A 22,507-nucleotide genomic window follows, 5' to 3' on the forward strand; every position below is an offset into this window, starting at 1 on the left:
GAAAAATATCTCGCTTGATGAAAGATGGAAACGGTGAAAAGAATATTCCGGGAATATGTGCCGCCAGTTCTGTTGCGCTGGTGGCGGGAGCGCAACGGAGTACGGTATGCGGGGAATTTCCCCGACTGGAAAAGTGCGGAGCAAATGGGTTCCGGCTATCAGGCTGCCGACATTCTGGAAAAAGTTGCCGATGCCACCCGGCAAGTGCTTGCCGGCAACGCTGTTTTTGAACGGGATTCCCGGCTGTTTTTTCAGGAGGAACCCAATTATCCGCTGGCGGCGTGTCTGCTGCTGGCCGCCGCCAGGGAAGAAGGTAAACTGCGGGTGGTGGACTTCGGCGGTTCTCTCGGCAGTGTTTTCTTTCAGAACCGCTGCATGCTCGCGGAATTGAAAGAGCTTGTCTGGAATATTGTGGAACAGCCTCATTTTGTGGACTGCGGCAAGCGGTTGCCTATGCCGGAATGTATTCGTTTCCACCGGGATTTCCGGACGGCCTTGTCGGAATGCAGGCCGAATGTGATTCTCTTTTCCAGTGTCTTGCAATATCTGCCGGATTATCACGAAATATTACAGCAGGCGATTGCGTCGCAGGCCGCCTGGTTGCTGATTGATCGCACGCCGTTGATTTCCGGCTCGGATCGCTGCCGAATCGCGTTGCAGACCGTTCCGGCAAGTCTTTATGCGGCACGGTATCCGGTTCATTTTATCGGAGAAAGGCGGCTTATGCGGGAATTGGAACCTGAATTTGAACTGGTAACCCGCTTTGAGAGTTATCCGTTCAGCATCCGGCTCCGGGGTGAGAAGGAGCCGATCCGTTATCACGGTTTCCTGTGGCAACGCCGGAAACATGCCTGCCGAGGAGTATGATGGAGGAATCAGTGAAGAACTACCCGGAAATTATCGTGAAGCATTCCGGCTATCTGGAATTGCCCCGGATCGTCGACGAGCGCGACGGGGCGTTGTGCATCGCCGAATTCGGGCGGCAGCTCCCGTTCGAGCCGCGCCGGCTCTATTATATCACCAATCTGGAAAGCGGTTCGAGTATCCGGGGAAAACACGCTCACCGCAAGCTGCGGCAGGTGATTTTCTGCCTGAGCGGCTGTTTTACCCTGTCGCTGGATGACGGGCGGAACAAACAGGATATCCTGATGTGGCGCGACAATGTCGGAGTGATTCTCGGACCCGGATTGTGGCATACCATGCACAGTTTCTCCGGCGGTTGCGTATTGCTGGTATTGGCGGATGACTATTATGATGAATCGGATTATATCCGTGATTATGACGGATTTCTGAAATGGGTCGGGGAGAGGAAATGAAGATTCCGCAATGCGCTCCGGGAAGATTCTACGGCGCCCATTCCGCCGAGATGGAGGAGGCCATCCGGAAAGTATTCGCCGGAGGCTGGTATATTCTGGGGAACGAGGTGCGCGCCTTTGAAGAGGAGTTCGCCGCATGGTGCGGTTGTGCCGGTGCGGTCGGAGTCGCCAACGGAACCGATGCGCTGGAGCTGGCATTGCGGGCGTTGCGTCTGCCGGAAAAAAGCCGGGTGGCGGTTCCCGCGCTGACCGCGTCGGCGACCGGCATGGCGGTTCTGCGCGCCGGATTGACGCCGGTACTGGTTGATCTGGATCAATATCGGACGATGTCGGTTGTTTCGCTGCGGGAGGCGTTCCGGTTTTTTGCGGATATCCGTGCGGTGGTGCCGGTTCATCTGTACGGCCAGATGGCGGCGCTCGACGAAATCATTCCGGCTGCGGCGGAGTACGGTGCGGCTGTCGTGGAGGATTGCGCCCAGGCGCATGGAGCGCAATTGCACGGCAGGCGGGCGGGCGTTTTCGGTGTTTTCGGCTCCTTCAGCTTCTATCCGACTAAAAATCTGGGTGCGGTCGGGGACGGGGGATTGGTGACCTGTGCGGATGCTGCATGTTGCAGTGAACTTGAGGCGCTCCGGCAGTACGGCTGGAGCGAACGGTTCGACAGCTCGGAATTCGGCCTGAACAGCCGCCTTGATGAATTGCAGGCCGCGATCCTGCGCGTGAAATTGCCGCATCTGGACAAGGACAATGAAAAGCGCCGGTTTCTGGCTGCCCGTTACACCGCCGGGCTGACCGGCCTGCCGCTGGAGCTGCCGCTGGAGCGGCCGCAAAGCCGGATGGTGTTTCATCAGTATGTGATCGGGTGCGAATGCCGTGAGGAATTGCGGAAGTTTCTGGCAGACCGGGGGATCGGTACGGCGGTCCACTATCCGAAGAGTCTGGCGGAACAGCAGGCGTTCGCCGCCGCCTCCCGCACAGAACTGCCGGAAACGGAGCGTCTGCTGCCGCGGATTCTGAGCTTGCCGATGTATCCGGAGCTGACGGAGGAGGAAGCGGATTTCGTGATTGAGGCGATCCGGGAGTTTTTCGGCGCATGAAGTATCGTTTCTGCACTTGTTTTGACCGGAACTATCTGGTGACCGGTCTTACCCTGTTCCGTTCGCTGCTGCGTTCTGTTCCCGATTTCGTATTGTATGCGGCCGCGCTGGATGAGGAGGCCTATCGGCTGCTGCAGGAGTGGGGGGATGCCCGGCTGGTGCCGGTTCGGCTCTCCGAAATCGAGGAAGCCGATCCGGAATTTGCCGCCTGCCGCCCCGGACGGAGCCGGGCGGAGTACTGTTTCACGCTCAGTCCGGTGCTGCCGCTCTTTCTATTTCGGCGCTTCCCGGAGGCGGAAACGTTGAATTATCTTGATGCCGACTTGTTTTTCTACCGCGATCCGGAACCGCTCTACCGTGAACTCGGAGAGAGATCCATCCTGATCTGCCCGCACCGTTTCCCGGAATCACTGCGCTGGCGCGAACGGTTCGGCATTTATAATGTGGCTTATCAGATCTACCGGCGCACTCCGGAGTGTTTCCGGCTGCTGGAACGCTGGAGGCGTCAGTGCATCGACTGGTGTTTCGACCGGGTGGAACCGGAACGGTTCGCGGATCAGAAATACCTGAATGAATGGCCCTCCTTATCGGCGGATGTCGCAGTTTCGCAACATGCCGGCGCCGATGTCGGCCCGTGGAACTGGATGACCCTCGACTGGCGCAAAGCTGAGGACGGTTCCTGGAATCCTTCCGGGGAGCCGTTGCTTTTCTACCATTATCAGGGATGCCGTTTTCTGATGTCCGGGGTGCTTTGCCACAATCTCGGCAGCTATGGCACCCGGATGCCGGGAGAGCTGCGTGACTATCTGTATGGCGGTTACGGCCGGAAGTGGCTGGAAACGCGCGAATTGCTGATGCGCCGTTTCCCGCGGGAGGAGTTTCCGCTGGCGATGCGGGCGAACCGGACCGGGTTCTCCATCTTCCGGGGAGTGCTTTCCGGTTTGCGGCACCACAATCTGATGTGGTGCCGCGGTGTCGGCGCCCCTACTGCTTCACTGTAAAGTTCCTGAACCGGAATTGGCCCGCGGGGGCGGATTTGTCCGCGGTGTCGAGGCGCAGGCCGACGATATTGCCGGACCAGTTCGGATTGCCGGACAGGTCGATTCTGACTTCGTGAAATTCGCCGTCGGCCGGAATCCGGTAGCGGACGGCGTTCTTCTCGTTGAACGCCTTCTGGTTCTCCGAACACCAGAAAAGCTGGCCGGAGGAACTCGCGCCTTTCGGGAGGCTCAGCTCGAAACTGACGCTTTTCAGGCGGTCCGCCGGAATCGGGCAGGGGAGGTTCGCGAGCGTCTGCGGGTCGTTTTTACCGGTATAATCGCCGGTGACCGTATCGCCCTCGATCCGGTGGTTCGCATAGTTGCTGCCGCGGAACCAGCAGGCCGCCGGGATCGGCAGGCCGCCGGCAAGGCCGGTCAGTTTGAATTCCCCGATGGAAAACTCCGCCTCAGTCCCTTTCGGCAGCGCTGCCGGGTCGAGGCGCAGGCCGGTGATCGTACCCTCCCAACCGGTGCGGCCGGCCAGCGGAATCACGCAGGTTTCCAGCTCGCCGGTGCCGACAATCGTCCGGCGGAGCGACTTGGCCTCCGACAGCTTGCGGTCCCGGTCGTTCATCCAGAAAAATTGGAGTGTGGTCTTTTTCCCTTTCGGGAAGCGCATCGAGAAGGTCAGCAGATCGTTTTCCGCCGCCGGGAAGGGCTGAAAGGATTTGAGGGTCAGGATCGTATCCGGGCCGTTGGCGGTCGCGGAGAAGCTCTCCTCAGTCACGACCGGGTCTTTGGCGTCCCGGCCGATTTTCCAGTCGGCGGGAGTGACAATCACCTCCGCCGTCAGCTGAACGGCGGCGAGCGAAACAATTCCGAGCATACAGGCTTTTTTCATGGAAAACTCTCCTTTCGTGGTATGAAAGTATACCATCCTTTTCAGACGATTTCAAATTTGTAGGGCAGTGAATCGAGGAAAATCCGGCCGTAGTTCTTGGAGATCACCCGCTTGTCCAGCAGCACGATGATGCCGCGGTCGCTGCGGCTGCGGATCAGCCGTCCCGCTCCCTGCCGGAATTTCAGCACCGCCTCCGGCAGACTGTATTCGGCAAAGGAGCTTTTGCCCTGCCGCTCGATCCGGGCCATGCGCGCCGCGATCAGCGGGTGGCTCGGCACCGCGAAGGGCAGCTTCGTGACGATCACGTTGCTCAACGCTTCGCCCGGCACATCCACGCCGGTCCAGAAGCTGTCGGTGCCGAACAGCACCGAATTCACGTCCTCCTTGAATTCGCGGAGCAATCCGGTGCGGGTCAGGTTCTCGCCCTGAATCAGCAGTTGCCACCCTTTCTCCTGAAAGTAACCGCGCAGCGCGTCGGCGCAGTACCGCAGCGTTCCATAACTGGTGAAGAGCACGAAAGCCTTCCCCTGCGTGACCTCCACGAAACGGGGAATCTCATCGGCCAGCGCCGCATTGAAGTTGTCATCCTTCGGATCGGGCATGCCGCGCGAAATGTAGATGTGCGCCTGGTCGGAGCCGAACGGCGAATCCAGCAGCAGCGTGCGGCCGTTGCAGAAGCCGGTCCGGTTCACGAAATAGTCGAAGGACCGGCGCACCGTCAGCGTCGCGCTGCACAGCATCACCGGAAAATCCTGGTTGAACAGCACGTCGGCCAGAATATCGGCGACGTTCAGCGGCGCCGCGTGCAGCGAAATCGAATTGCGGTCGCTTTCGGCGTAGTAAACCGCGTCCGGCAGCGTCTTGTGGGTGAAGTGGTCGATGCCGTTGAGGAACTCCCGGCAGCGGACCAGTTGCGCGTCAAGTTCGGTGCGGAACGAGGCGTCGTCGATGTCGTCGAGGTAGTCGGTCAGCAGCTTGGAGAGCTTCAGCAAATGGGGGGACAGCCGGTCCGGGAAACGGTCGGGCTGCTGGATCTCCAGCGCGGTTTCCCGGTGGTCGGCCAGAAAATCCTCGAAGTGCTTGAAGAAGCCGTAGGCTTCGTCCCGCGCGTCGGCGACGATGCCGCGCAGCTCCGGATCGGCTCCCTTGCGCATCAGCAGCCCGCGCGCCGCTTCCGGGTTGTAGAGCCGGTTCAGCGTGGAAACGATGCCGATCCGGGAGAGGTGCAGCCCGAGGTGTTCGGCCGCGTTGTCCTCGAGCGTGTGCGCTTCGTCGATCAGCACCGCGCCGTAGTTGGGCAGCAGCGAACCGGCGGCGCCGTTGCCGCCGGAGGCCAGCCGCATCCCGAGGTCGGTGAAAAAGAGCGCGTGATTCGCGACCACGATGTCGGCATCTTCCCACGCCTGCCGCGCCTTGTAGTAGAAGCAGTTGCGGAAAAATTCGCATTTGGGGCCGAGGCAGTTGATCCCCTCGCTGCACACCATGCTCCAGACGGTCGGTTCGAGCCGGAAGTCGATCGAATCGCGTTCGCCGTCGGTGGTCCGCTGCATCCATTTGCCGAGCCGCGTCACATCCACCGCCAGCCCGGCGGCGGGCAGCAGCGTGTCGCGCTGTTCGCCGCTCAGCATCGCGAACCGGCGGCGGCACAGGTAGTTGTGCCGCCCCTTGGCCAGCGCCGCCTTGAAGTTGATGCCGGTCAACTGCTTCAGCAGCGGCAGGTCTTTGTCGATCAACTGCTCCTGCAGATTGATGGTTTCGGTGCTGACCACGGCGGGACGCCCCGAGTGGACCGCCCGGTAGATCAGCGGCACCAGATAGGCGAAGCTCTTGCCTACTCCGGTCGGAGCTTCGATGCAGAGGTTTTCCCCCGCGGTCAGCGCGTCGGCGATCGCGGTGGACATCTCCAGCTGCTGCGGCCGGAACTCATAGGGGCGGCCGCCGTATTCCGCCGCCTGCTTGAGCGGTCCGCCGGGGGCGAAAAACTCCTCACAGGCGGGACGCAGCAGCGGCGGGGCGTTTCCGCTTTCAAGCTCATGAGGAAGCTCCTCGAACTCGGCGGCGTCGAATTCGCAGGAAATGTCGAGTTCCGTCGCGGAAGCGGCCGGGGCATCCTCCGGCTCGAAAGGCACGTCAATCGGTTTGATCATCGCAGCGTCACCGTCTCTCCAGATGGGCATGGATCAGCCGGGGCAGATTCTGCAGATAGTGTTCGGGCAGGTTGAACCGTTCGCAGCATTCGCGGATCAGCCGCTGGGCGTGGGTTTCAAAACCGGTCGCGAGGTCGGCGGCGCTGCGGCGCATTTCGATGCGGACCTCCGGTATCCGGCAGCGGAATTCCTCATCGCTGTCGGCGTTCGGCCGCAAACTGAAGTTTTCAGTCCCGGAAATGGTCAGCCGGATGGTCAGCAGTTCTTCGGCATAGCCCAGTTCCGCATAAAGTTTGCCGAGAAACGACACCGCTTCCGCCAGCGCCTTGACCAGATTCTCATAGCTGACGCGGCGATCGGGCGCCTCCAGATATTCGATGTAGTGGAACAGCCCGGTTTTGAAAACCTGCCACATCTTGAGCTGCTTTTCCGGCAGCGAACGCAGCGACACATTGGTCAGGTAGGCTTTGGAGAGGTCGCCGAACCGGATGAACTCCGAACCCGCCAGCAATGTCCACGCGTTGTCCACCGCGCGGCGGATATGGCTCAGAGTGAAGGCTTCCGGATTGTAGGTCGGCGGTTCCACCGACAGATTGAGCAGCAGCGACGGCATCCCCGGCGGAGGCGATTTGCGGCGGCGGAAGAAAACCTGCGCGCTGGCGATCGTATCCGCGAACTGTGTGGTGGCGGATTCCTGCAGCCCGGAACGGTTTTCGTACAGGATGCCGCGCAGCATCCGGCCCAGCTCCTCGCGCTGGTTGCGCAGCGAACGCTGAATCAGGGCCTGCATTTCGATCGCCCGGTAGGCGGGGCGGCTCGACGCGTCGGTGGTGCGGATGTAAAACACTCCGGTCTGGAGTTCGTTTTCAATACTGGCGGTGCAGACGTGCGGCAGTTTTTTGAACGGGCGGACCACGAAGATCGCGTACCGCTTGCCGTCGATCACCGGGCGCTCGATCGTGAAGTCGATCGGCGGTTCGACGTAACGGTTGATGAAAGGCCCCGCCGTAGAAGGATCGAAACCGTGCGCCTGCTCGGGCGTCAGCCCCTGATAGACCGACGGATGGCCGGAGGCGTCCTCCCCGACGCCGACCACGATGTAGCCGCCCTTGGTGTTGGCCAGCGCGATGCAGTGCCGGACGATCTTGGCGCGGGCGGCGCGGGACATGCCCGTCCAGTTCAGCGCGGCCTTGTAGTCCAGTTCATCGGACTCCACTCCGCGGTAAACCAGCTCGCGCAGGTCATTGGAGGATTTTTCCGGCGTCTTGTCCATTTGCGCTTATTCCGGCTGGGCCTCGTCGTCGTAGAGCAGATGCTGGCAGTTCGCGCAATAGGTGACCGCTCCTTTGGAGATATCGTTCATCACCTGCGGCGAAACCCGCAAGTGGCAGCTGCCGCAGATGCCGTTTTCAACCTTGACCAGCGGTGTGCCGCCGTTCTTGCCGCCGAGCAGCGCGTTGTAGCGCCCGAGAGTGTCATTGTCCACAAAGCGGATCATGCCGGGACGGCTCTCGCGGAGTTTTTTGATCTCCTCCTTGACTTCCCCGGCGAAGGCGACCAGCTCCTCGAATTCGCCGCGGATGGTCTGGATGGTCGCGTCGTTGGCGGTCTTGACCTTGCGGCAGTTGACCTTGGCCGCCTCGAACTGGTCCATTAGTTCGAGCACTTTGCCTTCAAGGTCGCCGATTTTGTTCTTGTTCAGCGCGATGGTGTTGAGCATCGCCTGGTATTCGGTGTTCTTCTTGACCATCGCGGACTGCTGCTGGAGCTTTTTGCTCTCCTCGGTCAGCCGGGCGATTTCGGACTCATTGGCCTTGATCGCACGCTCGATTTTGCGTGCGGCGTCAGCAGCCGCGGCGGTGCCGGCGGCCACCTTGTCGCGCTTTTCCTTGAGCTTGGTGAGTTCGCCGGGCAGCAGCGACATGCGCGTTTCCAGATCCCGAATCCGCAGGTCCGTCGCCTGCACCTCCAACAACGCCTGTACCCATCTTGCCGGCATGTCGATCACCCCTCTTTGGTTGAATGGTTAAGAGCTTATCAATTGATAAGCCAAAACGTTCTGACTTGCGGCGAAAATCCATCCGCTTGTCCGTAAAAATCATCGATAATTCCATGATCGCCGATTTTTTCAGACTTCGCAGCTGAAATTTCGGCGCGGCGTCATAACCTTTCTTTATCAGTTATAAGCTCTAAAACAGCTCCGGCTGACGGTCGGAACCACGTAGCGGCTTCATCCCGACCTTGTCCCACGCTTTCGGAGTCGCGACGCGCCCCTTGGGGGTGCGTACCAGATATCCTTTCTGGATCAGAAATGGTTCATATACGTCCTCGATCGAATCCTCCTCTTCGCCGATCGACACCGCGATGTTCTTGAGTCCGACCGGGCCGCCGCCGAAGCTGGCGATGATCGTTTCGAGGATCCGGATGTCCATTTCGTCGAGGCCGTCGTGGTCGATCTGCAGCATCTCCAGCGCCTCCTCCGCCACCTTGCCGGTGATTACGGAATCCGCCCGCACCTGCGCATAGTCGCGGGCGCGGCGGAGCAGGTTGTTCGCGATGCGCGGGGTTCCCCGGCAGCGCCCGGCGATCTGCCGCGCGCCGTCGTCGTCGATGTCGATGTCGAGGATTCCGGCGGAACGCTTCAGGATGCGGCTCAGGCTCTCCGCATCGTAGTAGTCGAGCCGGATGTTCAGCCCGAAGCGGGAACGCAACGGGGCGGAGATCATCCCCTGCCGGGTGGTCGCGCCGATCAGCGTGAAGTGCGGTACGGTCAGGCGGACCGAGCGCGCCCCCGCCCCCTGTTCGATCATGATGTCGATGAAGAAATCCTCCATCGCACTGTACAAATATTCCTCGACCGTCGAATTGAGACGGTGGATTTCGTCGATGAAAAGCACGTCGCCCGGCTCCAGCGCGGTCAGCAGCCCGGCGAGATCACCGGGCTTTTCGATCGCGGGACCGCTCGAACTTTTGAGATTGGTGCCGCGCTCGTTGGCGATGATGTAAGCCAGCGTGGTCTTGCCGAGCCCCGGCGGGCCGCACAGCAGGATGTGGTCGAGCGCCTCCTCGCGGGCCTTGGCGGCGTGAACGAACAGTTCCAGCTGCTCCTTGACCCGGTCCTGCCCGGGGAAATCTGCGAATTTCGGCGGTCGGAGCGAGGTTTCGCGCGCCGGATCTTTCTTGTTCAGGGTCGAAGTGATGAAACGCTCTGTCATATTTCTCGAGAAAGCACTTGTTTTTCGGTGCTTGTTGTGTTAAATTGAATACCGTATAAGAAAATAGCTCCGGTTTGCCGAAATTGCCAGTATTCCGGTATCAAAAAGAAAGGATTTTAAGAGATTATGTTCGATTCAGCCAAAGCGCAGCTCGCTGCCAATACCGTCAGAATGCTTTCTGCCGACGCGGTCCAGAAAGCGAAGTCGGGCCATCCCGGCATGCCGCTCGGCTGCGCGGATTTCGCGGTGACGCTGTGGAGCAAGTACCTGCGCGTCAATCCGAAGAATCCGGCATGGATCGGGCGCGACCGTTTCGTGCTTTCCGCCGGACACGGTTCCATGTTGCTTTATTCGCTGCTGCATCTCTTTGAATTCGGCCTTTCCATCGACGACATCAGGGAGTTCCGCCAGTGGGGCAGCCAGACGCCGGGCCATCCGGAATACGGGCACACCGACGGCGTTGATGTGACCACCGGCCCGCTGGGCAGCGGCTTCGCGTCGGCGGTCGGCATGGCGATCGCGAACCGCAATTTTGCGGCGCGTACCGGGCTGGACAAAACCGGCCTGATGAATCATAAGATTTTCGTGATCTCCGGCGACGGCTGCATGATGGAAGGGTGCACCGGCGAAGCGGCTTCCCTGGCCGGCACGCTCGCGCTGGATGAACTGGTCGTCTTTTACGACGACAACTCGATTTCAATCGAAGGCAGCACCGACCTCGCGTTCGGCGAGGATGTCGCTGCCCGGTTCGCCGCCTACAACTGGCGTGTAATCAAGGTGGACAACGCCAACGACATCGCGAAGTGCGACGCGGCGCTGGCGCAGGCGGTCGAATCCGACGGCCGTCCGACCCTGATCATCGGCAAGACCAGAATCGGCTTCGGCGCGCCGAACAAAGAGGGAAAGGCGAGCGCTCACGGCGAGCCGCTCGGCGCGGAAGAGGTCGAGGCGCTGCGCAAACACCTGAATATGCCTGCTGAGCCGTTCACGGTTCCGCAGGAGGTGAAGGAGTTCTGCCACGCCCGCGCGGAAGAACTGGAAGCGCAGGCCGCGGACTGGGAGAAACGGTTTGAGGCGTTCCTCGAAGCCGATTCCGAACGGGCGAAGCTGATCTACTCCTTCCTGAACCGCACGGTTCCGGAGAATATCCAGGACGAATTGCTCAAGGTGATCGACGTGTCGAAGCCGGTCGCCACGCGTGCCACTTCCGGCGCGGTGCTGCAGAAGGCGGCGGAACTGGTTCCGGCGCTTTTCGGCGGCGCGGCGGACCTCGCTCCGTCGACCAAGAGCAACGTGAAGGACGGCGGGGATTTCTCGCGCGACAATTACGCGGGACGCAATGTGCACTTCGGCGTGCGTGAATTCGCGATGGGTCTGGCGGGCAACGGCATGGCGCTGAACGGCACCGCGATCCCGTATACCTCGACCTTCTTCGTGTTCAGCGATTATATGAAGCCGGCGATCCGCCTCGCCGCGCTGCAGCATCTGCATGAAATCTACGTGTTCACCCACGACAGCTTCTATGTCGGTGAAGACGGTCCGACCCACGAGCCGATCGAACAGATCGCGATGCTGCGGAGCATTCCGGGGCTGACCGTGATCCGCCCGGCCGAAGCGCACGAAACGGCGCAGGCGTGGGCGGCGGCATTGCAGGCAGACGGCCCGGTGGCGCTGCTGCTGACCCGGCAGGATCTCACTCCCTTCGACGCGGAAACCGCGAAGAAGGTCGATGTCTCCAAAGGAGCTTACGTAATCAGCGACGATGAGGAGACCGATATCGTCTTTATCGCGACCGGTTCCGAAGTGAACCTCGCGCTGGAAGCGGCGAAGATCCTGCGCGAAAGCGGGGTCGGCGTGCGGATCGTGTCGATGCCGAGTCAGGAGCTGTTCCTCGAACAGGATTACGACTATCAGGATTCGGTGCTGCCGCCGGACTGTATGTGCTACGTGTCGATCGAGGCGGGCAGCACCTTCGGCTGGCACCGCTTCATCGGCCGCGACGGTCTGGCGATCGGCCTCGACCACTTCGGCGCGTCGGCTCCGTACAAGGTACTGGCCAAAGAGTTCGGTTTCACGCCGGAAGGGGTGATCGAGCGGATCAAGGATCACTTCATCTGCTCCGAGGAGGACGACGATTGCGGCTGCGGCTGCGGCTGTGAGGACGATGACTGCGGCTGCGGCGATTGCGGCTGCGAGCACGATCATAAGTAAAGGGGGTATCGAGTTCCGCTACCACTGCATCATTCAGTGTCTTCAGGACGTCGAACCGGCCGGTGACGGTAGGGTTGGGCGTCCTTTTTTCTTTCATATTTCAACAGGGAGGGGCATGGTATGAGAAGATTGGCACGCAGTTGGAGTATCTTTCGCAAGTCGCTGGCGGTGATCAATCAGGAGCGTAAGCTGCTGATTTTTCCGCTGATTTCGGCTTTTGCGATGTTCGCGCTGATCCTGCTGATCATCGCGGGCATCGGCACGGTGGCCTATCTGGTTATCGGCAGCAATCCGGAAATGATGCAGTCAATGGCGGCGGCCGCCGAATCCGCTGAATCCGCCGAGGAGGAACCGGGGATGCTGGTTCAGATTGTCAGCGTCGCGATTTTCGCGGTGTTCTATCTGGTCACGATGGTGTTGACGAATTTCTGCAACGTCGCATTCTACAGTGAAATCATCCGCGGCATTTACGGCGAACCGGTAAGGATCGGGCGCGGCTTCGGATATGCGCTGAGCCGTTTCAAGGCGATCTTCCTGTGGTCGCTGCTGGCTTCGACGGTCGGCGTGATCCTGTCGATGCTTTCGGAACGGGCCGGATTGCTCGGCAAACTGATCATCAGGCTGATCGGCGTGGTCTGGGCGGTGGCTTCGGCCTTCGCAATTCCGGCGCTGGTGTGCGATCCGGCGCTGGACAATCCGTTTCAGGCATTGAAGCTGTCCGCCGTTGCAATCAAAAAGACCTGGGGGGAATCCCTCGCCGGATTCGTCGGTTTGCGGATCATCACCGGCATGGGAACAATACTGCTGGTGTTGCTGACCGCGCTGTTGATCGCTGTGAACGTGATGACCGGCGGCGTGCCGGCAGTGATGATCGGCAGTGCGGTCGTCTGGTTCATCGGACTGGTCGGGCTCTTCGTCCTCGGTTATCTGGTGATGGTGGCGGAGCAGGTCTACCGGGCATCACTTTATTTGTATGCGCAATACGATGTGGTGGGCGCGGACTTCTCCGAAGATGAGATCGCCGGCGCGTTCAAGATGAAAAAGTAAACCTCTCGGGGATTTCGCTCCTTTCGGAGCGAAATCCCAGCTCCCATGTAGGCTGCACGGGAGTATTCAGAATTCCAGTTGGTAATACCGGACCGCGTCGGGCGGGCGGATGGCGGTCAGGTCGCCGCGGTAGTGGCGCAGCTGCGTCGGCACGAAAGGATGCTTGAGCAGTTCCTTTTCATCGAGGTCGATCCCGAGGCCGGGACGCGTCGGGATCACCATTTCGCCGTTGCGCAGCGTCAGCTCCTCGTCGCAGATTTCGGCGCGGAACGGCACGTCGGTCATCATCATTTCCAGTTGGATGAAGTTCGGCACACATGCCGCCAGCTGCAGCGTCGCCGCGTTGGCGACCGGGCCGGAGGGATTGTGCGGGCAGAAGCCGAGGTGGCGGGCTTCCGCTTCCGCGCCGAGAAACCGCATCTCCAGCAGTCCGCCCGCATGGGAGACGTCCGGCTGGATGTAGTCGGCGCAATTGAGGTCGAAAAACTGCCGGTATTCATAGCGGTTGTAGAGCCGTTCCCCGGCGGCGAGCGGTATGCGGACGCGCTCTTTGACTTCGCGCATCCCCGGCAGGTCGTCCGGAGGCAGCGGCTCTTCGAACCAGTAGATGTCGAACTCCTCCAACCGCCTGCCGATCTTCACCGCGGTCGGAATGTTGAAGCGCCCGTGTCCCTCGATCAGCAGCTTCACATCGCCGCCAGCCGCCTCCGAGACCTGCCGAACGCATTCGATGGCGTTCTCCAGCTCCTTTTTGCCGATTTCCTGCCACGCCTTGCCGAAGGGGTCCCATTTGCAGCCGGGATAACGGCAGCGGCGGACTTCAACCGCCTTTTCCGCAAACTCCTCCGGCGTTTTGGCCGGGGAGAACCAGCCGTTCACGTAGACCGGCACCGCGTCGCGCACCTTGCCGCCGAGGAGTTCATACACCGGCACTCCGAGCGCCTTGCCTTTGATGTCCCACAGCGCCATCTCAACGCCCGCGAGCGCGCTCATCAGCACCGGGCCGCCGCGCCAGTAGGCGTCGCGGTAGCAGTCGTGCCGGAACTTCTCCACATTGGCCGGATCGCTGCCGATCAGGTAATATTCGAGGTCGTGAATGGCGGCGGCGACGGTCGGCTCCTTGTATTCGAGCGTCGCCTCGCCCCAGCCGTGGATGCCGGAATCGGTTTCGAGCTTCACGAATACCCAGTTGGTACGGAAGCAGTTGCACAGATAAGTCCTGACTCTGGTGATTTTCATCTTTGTCCGCTTTCTGTTACGGTGCGTAGTACATGCCGCCGTTGATGTTGATGGTTTCGCCGGTCACGTAACCGTTGCGGATCGGGAAAAGCACCGCGTCGGCGATTTCCTCGCCGGTTGCGCCGCGCCCGAGCGGAATCGCGGCGGATTCCTCGGCATATTTTTCCGGCGTCAGGCGTTTGTCGATGTTCTCGGTGATCACCATGCCGGGACAGACGGTGTTGGCGGTGATGTTGAAAGGCGCGCCGTTGTGGGCGAAAGCGCGGGTCAGCGCGTGCATTCCGAGCTTGGAGACGCCGTAGGCGATCATGTGCATCTCCGCCGGGCGGAAGCTGCGCACCGAGGCGATGTTCACGATCCGTCCCCAGCGGCGCGGCTGCGCCTGCCGGAAGAACGCTTCCGAACAGAGGAAAGCGCCCTTCAGGTTGACCCGCATCACGCGGTCGAACCATTCGCCTTCGCTCATTTCCGGCTTGCGCTGCCACGGATCGAGCCGGGCGTTGTTGACGAGGATGTCGACGGGGCCGAGTTCGGCGAACATCGCATTGACGGCCGCTTCGTCGGAGACGTCGCAACAGTATACTTCCGCCATTCCGCCGTCGGCGCGGAGTCCGGCAGCGACGGCTTCGGCTTTGTCGTGCCCGTTGCGGCAGTTTACAATCACACGGCAGCCGGCCGTTGCGAGCTCCCGGGCGATCACCCGGCCGATTCCCTGCGAGGAACCGGTGACGAGGGCGACGCGGTCTTTCAGGTTTTCCATAAGCTGATGCCTCCATTGTTGGTTGGTCCTGCTGTCAGTATACCACACTTCGGGAAAAATCCGTAGGAACCTTCTGCCAAAGTGGACGGTAATTTTATGCCAATATGATTTGCATTTGCGCGGGAATGCGGTATGTTTGTAAACGGATACGACCGGGAGGAAACGATGTCATTTGAATTATCGACGGATGGGCCGCGCCTGATGCGCTTTCCCTATCCGGTATGCTGGGCGGGGGCGACGGTGGAGGAGTGCAAGGCGGTCAACGATTTTTATTTCACGGACCGGATCGAAATCTGCCTGCGGCTCTCCTCCGCCGAGCCGGAGGCGGTGGACGAGATCGACGGTAGAATTTACCGGACGAGGTTTCCGCATGTGTTTTTCAAGCATCCGTTCCACCACTTGCGGTACAGCTACGTGCAGCCGCGGAACGCGGTGCATTTCAGCTATGCGCCGGAAACGCTGGCGGCGTTGCGGGAAACGGGAGGTTTCCCGCCGGACGGGGAGTTCTTCCGGGAGTTCAGGCTGACGCCGGAATTGGAGATTCTGATCCGCCGGTTCACGGAGCTGCTCGGGCATACGATGGAGCGCAACGCGTTGGACCGGCTGGACCTGACCGCCTACGAACTGCTTTGCGAACTGCTGCTGGAACGCAATGCGCCGCCGGATCGGCAGGAGTTCCACCGGGATGATATCCTGGCGATCGCGTCGTACCTGAAACAGTCGTTCCGCCATGAGATCGACTATGAGGAGCTGGCGCACAGGCACGGCCTGTCGCTCCGCTCGTTTTTCCGCTGCTGGGGGCGGCACTTCGAGGTGAGCCCGGCGCGATTCGTGCTGAAGCTGAAGCTGGAGGAGGCGGCGAGGCGGCTGCGGGAAACCAGCTATACGGCGGCGGATATCGCCGCTTTCGTCCGGCTGGGGGATTGCGCCTATTTCGCGAAGGTGTTCCGGAAGCATTACGGGATGACGCCGCTCGAATACCGCCGGAAACACGCTCCCGGCCACCTGCTCGAACGCGCCCGCGCCCTCCCGCCGAACGCCCGCCGGGTGTGAAGGAAGAAGTCATGCCGTTTTTACGGACGGCATGGAAACTGAGGCGTTTTTCATCATGAATCGGCAGAGTGTCCGGCACGCCGTTTGAAGCGTCATCGCCTCTTTCCGGATTCTTCCCGCATTTTGAACTCTTTGATATCCGCCAGGGATACGTGTCCTTCCACGCGTCCGTCGTCAAGCGGGTTGTCGGTGCGCGCGGCCAGGTCCCGGAGCATCCTGCGCAGATCGACGATCCCGCCGATCATGAACCATACGGTTGAAATACAGGCCACGATTCCCGGCACAATCAGGTTGAAGATGAAGAAATACCAGCTCCACCACAGCATGGGCCACGGGCGGATCGCATTCCAGACGAATACACCGGCGAACATCACGACGAAGGAATAGACGAAGGAATAGGCGAATACACTCCAGGCGATTACTTTGTCGCCCCGGGTGTAATTTTCGTCAATGCCGATCAGCCTGGAAAAAACAGATCGGAAATTCGGCTCCGTTTTCCGGCTTTCTCCTCCGTCACTGTAAATGCCGCGGTGAAGCATCCGGTCCAGATTGAACTTTTCCTTGAAAGTCAGCAGGGAAACGGCGCAGTAAGCCGCGATGCCGAGCAACATTGCAATGAAAAAAAGTTCGTTGGAGTTGATCGGAAATTTTATGGCATCCATCCGCCAGACGACGTAAGGGTGGAAAGGTCCCGAAACCGCCTCCAGAACGGCGCCGATGTTTTCCTGCCATCCCACCCGTTCGAGCCACGGATAAATGGAATCGGCCCAGTTCCGCTGCATGAGGATTCCTCCGCCGGAAACCACGGTTCCGACAATCAGAGACGCGTAGGCTCCCGCCGTATTGCCGAAACGGGAATACAGCCCTCCGATCATCACCGGCCCCGCGCCGCCCAGCCAGATGCTGGTGGTGATCACGCAGAAAAGGTTGATGTAATCCAGCTGAGCCATGCAGAAAGACCCCAGAAAGAAAATCACGCCGATTCCGACTGCCGCAAGGCGCAGCGCCAGAAGATGCGTCCGTGGCGGAAGCGCCTTGCCGTAAACCGGCAGGATCACATCCTGAACCAGGGTCAGGGCGCCGCTGAAAATACGGCTGTCGTCGGTGGAGAGCATCAGCATGATCATCAGCAGCGCAAAAAGCCCGATGAGGCCGACCGGCAGCACATGACGGATCGTTATCGGCAGCATCTGCTGAAAATACAAAGTCCGGAATTCCTGAAATTTTGCATTGCCGTTTTCCCCTTCGCGGAGTACCGAAAGCGCCGTATCCAGATAGGGAGTATCCGGATTGCGGAGTTGGGAATAAGGCTCGTCCACGCCGATTTCATGATGCGTTTCCGGCAATGCCTCCGCCGCCGCGATGTATTTCCGCCGGAGTCCGGCATCGTCGATCACCTCCTCCGCGGCCCGGCCGGAAAGATTCCGGCGGATTTCCCTCGCCTTCGCAGAAAAATCCGCGTGCGTGAGCACGGTGATGACCACCGCCCCCATCAGGAAATAGAAGATGATGGCAAAACCGTTGCGCCATGCTCCGAGTACGCCGGCCATTTTCTGTTCGTGCGGAGTACGCCCCGCGGCCGTGGCTCCGGCGCCGATCCAGCTGGCCCGGTTGAGGATGCTGCTCATCAGCGTGACGATCAAGGCGAACAGATTGAAATCGCGCAGAGACTGTATGTCATAAGGATTCAGGAAACTTTCGCCGGGAATCCGGTCGGCCATGACCGGGGCGATCTGGTCGAACCAGGAAAAGTTGCACAGTACAAAAATCACCAGCACCGTAAGAATCGGATAACTCAGGATCGCCTGCAGTGCGTCGGTGATGATCAGCGCCACCGTGCCGCCGCACCAGATGATGAAAAGCGCCAGCGTCAGCACCCCGATCACGATCAGCGCAAAAGTGGAGATTTCAAAGCCGAAAAGCTTCACCTGAAAAGGCAGGCCGAGCAGGCAGATGAAAAAACGGGCCGATACCGCCGGCACGATCATGTTGCAGATCGTCTCGGAGAAAGTACGCAGTGCGGAAGCGAAAATGCGGAAGTTGCGGCTGTACCGCATTTCCAGAAACTGCCCCAGCGACATGGCCCGGGTTTCCCGGTAACGATAAGTGCAATAGCCGGTCAGAGCCATGACGATGCCGAGCGGGGCAAGCAGCTGGTTCCAGAAGGTAAGGGCAAAACCCGTCTGGTAATTGGCTTCGACCTGCGCCACCAGCGTGACGACCGCCAATGCGCCGACCACATCGGCAACGCAGATCACGTAACGGCCGCAGATCCGTCCCGCCGCCAGAAAGTCGGCGACTCCCTTGACGTAACGGCGGGAACGATGACCCATGTAGATAACGAACATCAACGGAAGCAGAAGAATAATCCAGTCAATCCAACTCATGATAATACTTTCCGGTTGCGAAAAGACATTCTTCCTCCGGAGGCGGTTGTCGAAAACCGCCGGAATTTTCCGGAAGATGAAAAGGGCGGTATCAGTTGCCGGCCGGTCTGCCGTCGTCCGCAGGGACGCTTTCCAGAATATCGGAATCGATCCGGGCGGAACTGAATTCGTAACTGCCGTCCGGCAGCGGGTGGGTCAAACCGAACCTGGAAATCAATTTCCCGGTTCCGTTGAATCGGAAAACCGCTTTCCCCGGCGTCGCATTGTCGGCAACAATCACGATCCGTACTTCTCCGGTCGGCAGCCGGAAATAACGGCAGTGTATTGTCGGATTGACGGGACCGGATTGAGGGACGGCCCGGGATTCCGCTTCCAGAATGAACGGTTCGAGCCGTTTCAATTCTCCGGCGCAATGGTAGAGCTTTTGCAATTCCGCGGCGGAAGAACCGGGGCGCGCGGCTTCATAACGCTGGGCCGCATCCATATAGGAGTAAAACAGAAAACCTTTGGCGCCGTAGATAACGCTTAACAGGCACATCGCACGCATTTCCTCCCGGGAAGGGGCGCGGGTACGGTCCAGGGCGGCCGCATTCCAGGGGCGTTCCGAATAGATCCCCCGGTTGAATGCCTGAAGCGTTATCCAGATGGGCTGCGAACTGAGCGAGGCGGCCTGCAGTGCCGTGGTGACCTCCTCGATGCTCTGGGTTTTTCCCTTGGCCTTGACCGGATAAGGATCGACTCCGGCAATATCTCCGGTAAGGCCGTAATAGGGAAAATTGGCCCACATGTTCGTCAGGGAATATGTCGGGTGATAAGGGTCCGCTGCGGCAATGACTTCACGCATTTTTTGAATGGCGGGAACATGCAGCCGGACTGCTTCGTCGCAGATATACCAGGCGAGCAATGCCGGATGGTTCCGCAGGGAGGAGACCGCTTTGACTGCAACCGCAAGCCCTCCTGAAGCGCCTTCCCATTCACGGATCTGCCAGGACGTGACGTTGTCCGGCTGGTCTTTCAGTGAGAAAATGGCTTTGATGCCATATTGCTGCATCAGGTCGAGCTGCCTGCGAGTCTCGGCTTCGCCGCTCCGTTGCAGTGAGCTGTAACTGATGAGGCAGTTGAAGCCGTTGTCCCGGAGCCGTCGCAGCATTTCCCGGTCAATGCGGTCGGTGAATACTCCGACCGGCATGAAAGGTTTGCCGTTCACGACGGCTCTGCCGCGGTCATCGATCAGACAACTGCCGGCGGGGAGAGGGGAGCGGCGGGCTTTTTGGAACGCGAAGCGGGTGGCTCCCAGGCGGAGCCGTCCGGCCGCATTGATTACGTTGATCTCCACATCAACGGGGCCGGGAGACAGTTGCGGCCATTTCCCGGTGAGTTGTTTTCTGCGGTCAAGTCCGAGTCTGATATCGCTGGTTTTGCCGTTTTGGGTGACGGAGACGATCGCTTCGGCTTCGGCCGGCGCGGCGGGATCGATCTGAAAACGGAAATCTTTTTCATCCGGCCGGATCGTCAGGGCTGTGGAAGGCTTCAGCGGAATGGCTGTGAACTGAGAGCCGCGAGAGACGACTTCCACGTCATCAAAAAATAATTTTCCGGTAACGCCGCGGGACATGAATAGAACCATATTGGTTTTCTTCGCATTTGCGGGGATGGTGAAATCAAGCGTATACCTGCGGAAATCTTCTTGTTCGACTTCACCCCCGATGTAACTGCCGGAAATCCATTTATCTTTGTCGCCCTTGAATTCCAGACCGGCGAAGCTCATGATTTTCCATTGACTCAGGTTTTCACCCCGGACATGGAGACGGAGCTGATAAAGTTCTCCGGGGGCCACATTTTCCAGCGTGATTTCCTGAAAGAAATAATCTTCCGGTTTATGTCGGGTCAGGCACAGGGCGCCGCCGCCGTTCAGGCCGCTGTGCGGTTCAATTGAGTAACAGCCGAGCCTGAAGGGATTGGCGGTCCTGTTTTCGAAGCCGTTTCCCCAGATCACCCTGCCGGAACCGGTGTTATCCCGCCATCCGGACCAATCCGCGGCGTAAAGCTCTGTCCCGGCGACGGTTCCGGCCAGGATCAGGAGCTGTTTCAGCATGTTTAAGAAGTGAAAATTTTTTACCATTACAGGAGCTCCTTGATACCGTTTTCATTGAAAATATAGGTGAATTTCATATAATCTTTCAGGTTTTGAAGCGCGTTGTTGTCCATGGTTGTTCCTCCGTGGCCATCCAGATAGAGCATATTCGCCTTGCGGCCGTGGCGGTATGTGACGGCTCCGCCCGCTCCGGCATAAGTGCTGTTGCGCTCCAGGCGGTAATCCTGCCGGTTTGCATTGAGGTTGACTCCGGAATCCGCCAGAAGCACGTAGCGTGTGGGCATTTTGACGCGATTGGTTTTGAGATAGAAATCTGCCCAGTTCGGCGTCACTTCACCTTCCACTGTCGGATAGCCGCAGGTCATGCCGTAGGCGAGGTTCCATTCGGGCTGGTTGACGGGGACGGATTTGGGGCAGCTTGTCAATGGACGGTCCGCGACTTTCTGCTTTGTTCCGTTCAGGTGGTCACGCATGCCCTGAATGTAAAACCATTTATCCCCGCTGTCCCAGCCCCACTGAAAGATGAAATCATTATAAGCTGTGGAATACATCGCGAATATCTGGCTGTTTTGTTTCAGGTTGTTGAGGCACTTCGTCGCCTGAGCCGCTTCCCGAGCCTTGTTCAGCGCGGGCAGCAGCATAGAGGCAAGAATGGCGATTATCGCTATTACGATAAGCAACTCAATCAATGTGAATAAATTGTCCTGTATGGTGCGGAAAGTGCGGCCGGCCGGTGGAATAATCATGGTGATACCTTTCTTTTTTGATGTTGCCGTATTTTCATTGCTGCTGAATTCTGCTTCCGTGTTATTAAAAATCAGCCGCTCTGTATGGAACTGCATTTCGTGGCGGAGTCGCGCACAATCAGTTCAACGGGCAGGGGCGGTATGGTGAAGTCCGTTTCGCCGGCGATCCGGCGTACCAGGCCGGCGACGGCCAGCCGCGCCAGCTCTTCCGTGGAATTCCGCACTGTCGTGAGCGGCGGCAGCAAATGGCATGCAAGTTCCAGGTCATTGATGCCGATGACGGAGACATCTTCCGGGATGCGCAGGCCGGCGCGGGCCAGTTCCCGGTAGACGCCTGAAACGATGTGATCATCCGCGATTACGGCAGTGAACTTGCAGCCCTGATTCAGGATTTCCCGGATTGCCGCGGCGCTTCCCTCCGGTGAAAAGTTGCCGAAACGAACTAGATTCAGGTTCGGTACGATGTTGTGCATGGTGCAGCACCGGTAAAATTCCCGTTCCCGGATATGTTCCCAGCGCAGATACCACTGCGTACTGACGCCGTGGATGTAGCAGATGTGCCGATGGCCCAGTTTCGTCAGGTAATCCAGAATCTGTTTCATGATGGAGGCGTCATCAAGGTAAAGTGAATATTCCTGATCGGCGGGATGTGCCGGCGTGATGCAAATATACGGAATTCCGCGGGACCGCAGATATTGCGTGATTCCCGGATTGTACATATTGATGGTGATTACCGCCTGCGGCCGCATCTTTTTCAGTTTCTGCTTTACGGCCTCCAATGAGGCTTCCGGAGGAAAAAGCGTAAAAGTTGCACTCATTCCGGCCAAACTGAGCTGCAGGCCGAGCAAGTTGCTTAAACTGCGGATAAAACCTTCGGAAGTAAGCGAGCTTCGATAACCGAAGAAAAGAATATTGACGACCTCCACCGGTTCCCCGCCGATTTTCTCCGGGAGTTTGTCAACGTAAATCCCCGAACCATGAATCGCCCGAAGCCGGCCGGCGTCCTTGAAGTGTTTTACGGCTTTATTGAACGTGGTCAGGCTGATATGGTACTCTTTCAGCAAAGTGCGCACCGGAGGCAGTCTGGTTCCGGCCGGAAGGTCTTTCAGCAAGGCCCCAAGCTGCCTTTGAAAAAATTCTGCTCTCGTCATTGTATTTCCCTGTATGATTCTGTTTATAATAATTATGAAAGTGTATCGCTCTATTGTCAATATTCTTTTTCAAAAAAATATTTTTTTCATGGCGTTCTCGCGGAACTTCCGAATGAACAGTGAAAAAGCGTATCGCTTCCTGCGGAATCGATGAAGTACGAT

General features: G+C 59.1%; 18 protein-coding genes. 7 read left to right on the forward strand and 11 right to left on the reverse strand.

From position 1 onward, the window contains the following. Nucleotides 1-33 precede the first annotated feature (33 nt). From C8D82_RS02640 to C8D82_RS02655, 4 genes are read left to right on the forward strand one after another with little or no spacing between them, the layout of a single operon-like run. Complete coding sequence (locus C8D82_RS02640) at nt 34-867, forward strand: TIGR04325 family methyltransferase (RefSeq protein WP_165832791.1); 834 nt, start codon at nt 34-36, stop codon at nt 865-867. Further along, complete coding sequence (locus C8D82_RS02645) at nt 864-1,316, forward strand: sugar 3,4-ketoisomerase (protein WP_207776053.1); 453 nt, start codon at nt 864-866, stop codon at nt 1,314-1,316. Before C8D82_RS02640 ends, C8D82_RS02645 begins: the two co-directional genes overlap by 4 nt. Beyond that, nucleotides 1,313-2,413, forward strand: a complete 1,101-nt coding sequence (locus C8D82_RS02650) for a DegT/DnrJ/EryC1/StrS family aminotransferase (RefSeq protein ID WP_116882720.1) — start codon at nt 1,313-1,315, stop codon at nt 2,411-2,413. Before C8D82_RS02645 ends, C8D82_RS02650 begins: the two co-directional genes overlap by 4 nt. Further along, nucleotides 2,410-3,414, forward strand: coding sequence for a glycosyltransferase family protein (locus C8D82_RS02655; protein WP_116882721.1), 1,005 nt, complete (start codon nt 2,410-2,412; stop codon nt 3,412-3,414). The genes C8D82_RS02650 and C8D82_RS02655 overlap by 4 nt, the downstream gene beginning before the upstream one ends. Here the strand turns inward: C8D82_RS02655 and C8D82_RS02660 are convergent. From C8D82_RS02660 to ruvB, 5 genes are all read right to left on the reverse strand, one after another. Continuing rightward, the gene (locus C8D82_RS02660) at nt 3,398-4,294 is read right to left on the reverse strand and encodes a hypothetical protein (protein ID WP_116882722.1); all 897 of its coding nucleotides are present in this window, start codon (nt 4,292-4,294) and stop codon (nt 3,398-3,400) included. The two genes, C8D82_RS02655 and C8D82_RS02660, sit on opposite strands and share 17 nt — an antisense overlap. 41 nt (nt 4,295-4,335) lie before the next feature. Next, nucleotides 4,336-6,441: an ATP-dependent DNA helicase gene (locus C8D82_RS02665; protein ID WP_165832792.1), complete on the reverse strand. Its 2,106-nt coding sequence runs from the start codon at nt 6,439-6,441 to the stop codon at nt 4,336-4,338. A 7-nt stretch (nt 6,442-6,448) separates the two neighbouring features. Beyond that, a complete protein-coding gene (locus C8D82_RS02670; RefSeq protein WP_116882724.1) occupies nt 6,449-7,714 on the reverse strand; it encodes an AlbA family DNA-binding domain-containing protein in 1,266 nt (421 codons plus the stop codon). 6 nt (nt 7,715-7,720) lie between these two features. Then, nucleotides 7,721-8,440 (reverse strand): zinc ribbon domain-containing protein, encoded by a 720-nt coding sequence (locus C8D82_RS02675; protein WP_133245029.1) that lies wholly within the window; start codon nt 8,438-8,440, stop codon nt 7,721-7,723. A gap of 190 nt (nt 8,441-8,630) precedes the next feature. After that, complete coding sequence (gene ruvB / locus C8D82_RS02680; RefSeq protein WP_116882726.1) at nt 8,631-9,656, reverse strand: Holliday junction branch migration DNA helicase RuvB; 1,026 nt, start codon at nt 9,654-9,656, stop codon at nt 8,631-8,633. A 126-nt stretch (nt 9,657-9,782) separates the two neighbouring features. Here ruvB and tkt point away from each other — a divergent pair, with 126 nt between their 5' ends. Together tkt and C8D82_RS02690 are read left to right on the forward strand one after the other, a co-directional pair. Continuing rightward, complete coding sequence (tkt, locus tag C8D82_RS02685) at nt 9,783-11,867, forward strand: transketolase (RefSeq protein WP_116882727.1); 2,085 nt, start codon at nt 9,783-9,785, stop codon at nt 11,865-11,867. 120 nt (nt 11,868-11,987) lie between these two features. Next, entirely contained in the window at nt 11,988-12,914 is a 927-nt protein-coding gene (locus tag C8D82_RS02690; protein ID WP_116882728.1) for a DUF6159 family protein, read from the forward strand. A 66-nt stretch (nt 12,915-12,980) separates the two neighbouring features. On the opposite strand, the gene dgoD is transcribed toward C8D82_RS02690, so the two are convergent. Together dgoD and C8D82_RS02700 are read right to left on the reverse strand one after the other, a co-directional pair. Next, entirely contained in the window at nt 12,981-14,153 is a 1,173-nt protein-coding gene (gene dgoD / locus C8D82_RS02695; RefSeq protein ID WP_116882729.1) for a galactonate dehydratase, read from the reverse strand. A 16-nt stretch (nt 14,154-14,169) separates the two neighbouring features. Further along, on the reverse strand, nt 14,170-14,913 hold the full coding sequence (locus tag C8D82_RS02700) for an SDR family NAD(P)-dependent oxidoreductase (protein ID WP_116882730.1): 744 nt from the start codon (nt 14,911-14,913) through the stop codon (nt 14,170-14,172). A 132-nt stretch (nt 14,914-15,045) separates the two neighbouring features. On the opposite strand from C8D82_RS02700, the gene C8D82_RS02705 reads away from it, so the two are divergent. Further along, the gene (locus tag C8D82_RS02705; RefSeq protein WP_116882731.1) at nt 15,046-15,966 is read left to right on the forward strand and encodes a helix-turn-helix domain-containing protein; all 921 of its coding nucleotides are present in this window, start codon (nt 15,046-15,048) and stop codon (nt 15,964-15,966) included. Nucleotides 15,967-16,058: 92 nt separating this feature from the next. Here the strand turns inward: C8D82_RS02705 and C8D82_RS02710 are convergent, their stop codons facing one another. The 4 genes from C8D82_RS02710 to C8D82_RS02725 form a co-directional block, all read right to left on the reverse strand. Then, complete coding sequence (locus C8D82_RS02710) at nt 16,059-18,353, reverse strand: sodium:solute symporter family protein (RefSeq protein ID WP_116882732.1); 2,295 nt, start codon at nt 18,351-18,353, stop codon at nt 16,059-16,061. Nucleotides 18,354-18,444: 91 nt separating this feature from the next. Beyond that, complete coding sequence (locus C8D82_RS02715) at nt 18,445-20,475, reverse strand: hypothetical protein (RefSeq protein WP_116882733.1); 2,031 nt, start codon at nt 20,473-20,475, stop codon at nt 18,445-18,447. Continuing rightward, nucleotides 20,475-21,290 carry a prepilin-type N-terminal cleavage/methylation domain-containing protein gene (locus C8D82_RS02720; RefSeq protein WP_116882734.1) on the reverse strand — a complete coding sequence of 272 codons (816 nt, stop codon included), beginning with the start codon at nt 21,288-21,290 and terminating at the stop codon, nt 20,475-20,477. Before C8D82_RS02720 ends, C8D82_RS02715 begins: the two co-directional genes overlap by 1 nt. Then, nucleotides 21,266-22,306, reverse strand: a complete 1,041-nt coding sequence (locus C8D82_RS02725) for a substrate-binding domain-containing protein (RefSeq protein ID WP_165832793.1) — start codon at nt 22,304-22,306, stop codon at nt 21,266-21,268. The genes C8D82_RS02720 and C8D82_RS02725 overlap by 25 nt, the downstream gene beginning before the upstream one ends. Nucleotides 22,307-22,507 lie beyond the last annotated feature (201 nt).

Source organism: Victivallis vadensis (assembly GCF_003096415.1).
Classification (GTDB): Bacteria; Verrucomicrobiota; Lentisphaeria; order Victivallales; family Victivallaceae; genus Victivallis; species Victivallis vadensis.

What these genes read in the sequence shown, in the direction of transcription:
- C8D82_RS02645 (WP_207776053.1), top strand. Translation starts at nt 864, where the DNA reads ATGATGGAGGAATCAGTGAAGAACTACCCGGAAATTATCGTGAAGCAT.
- C8D82_RS02650 (WP_116882720.1), top strand. Translation starts at nt 1,313, where the DNA reads ATGAAGATTCCGCAATGCGCTCCGGGAAGATTCTACGGCGCCCATTCC.
- C8D82_RS02655 (WP_116882721.1), top strand. Translation starts at nt 2,410, where the DNA reads ATGAAGTATCGTTTCTGCACTTGTTTTGACCGGAACTATCTGGTGACC.
- C8D82_RS02660 (WP_116882722.1), bottom strand. Translation starts at nt 4,294, where the DNA reads ATGAAAAAAGCCTGTATGCTCGGAATTGTTTCGCTCGCCGCCGTTCAG.
- C8D82_RS02665 (WP_165832792.1), bottom strand. Translation starts at nt 6,441, where the DNA reads ATGATCAAACCGATTGACGTGCCTTTCGAGCCGGAGGATGCCCCGGCC.
- C8D82_RS02670 (WP_116882724.1), bottom strand. Translation starts at nt 7,714, where the DNA reads ATGGACAAGACGCCGGAAAAATCCTCCAATGACCTGCGCGAGCTGGTT.
- C8D82_RS02675 (WP_133245029.1), bottom strand. Translation starts at nt 8,440, where the DNA reads ATGCCGGCAAGATGGGTACAGGCGTTGTTGGAGGTGCAGGCGACGGAC.
- ruvB (WP_116882726.1), bottom strand. Translation starts at nt 9,656, where the DNA reads ATGACAGAGCGTTTCATCACTTCGACCCTGAACAAGAAAGATCCGGCG.
- tkt (WP_116882727.1), top strand. Translation starts at nt 9,783, where the DNA reads ATGTTCGATTCAGCCAAAGCGCAGCTCGCTGCCAATACCGTCAGAATG.
- C8D82_RS02690 (WP_116882728.1), top strand. Translation starts at nt 11,988, where the DNA reads ATGAGAAGATTGGCACGCAGTTGGAGTATCTTTCGCAAGTCGCTGGCG.
- dgoD (WP_116882729.1), bottom strand. Translation starts at nt 14,153, where the DNA reads ATGAAAATCACCAGAGTCAGGACTTATCTGTGCAACTGCTTCCGTACC.
- C8D82_RS02700 (WP_116882730.1), bottom strand. Translation starts at nt 14,913, where the DNA reads ATGGAAAACCTGAAAGACCGCGTCGCCCTCGTCACCGGTTCCTCGCAG.
- C8D82_RS02705 (WP_116882731.1), top strand. Translation starts at nt 15,046, where the DNA reads ATGTTTGTAAACGGATACGACCGGGAGGAAACGATGTCATTTGAATTA.
- C8D82_RS02710 (WP_116882732.1), bottom strand. Translation starts at nt 18,353, where the DNA reads ATGAGTTGGATTGACTGGATTATTCTTCTGCTTCCGTTGATGTTCGTT.
- C8D82_RS02715 (WP_116882733.1), bottom strand. Translation starts at nt 20,475, where the DNA reads ATGGTAAAAAATTTTCACTTCTTAAACATGCTGAAACAGCTCCTGATC.
- C8D82_RS02720 (WP_116882734.1), bottom strand. Translation starts at nt 21,290, where the DNA reads ATGCAGTTCCATACAGAGCGGCTGATTTTTAATAACACGGAAGCAGAA.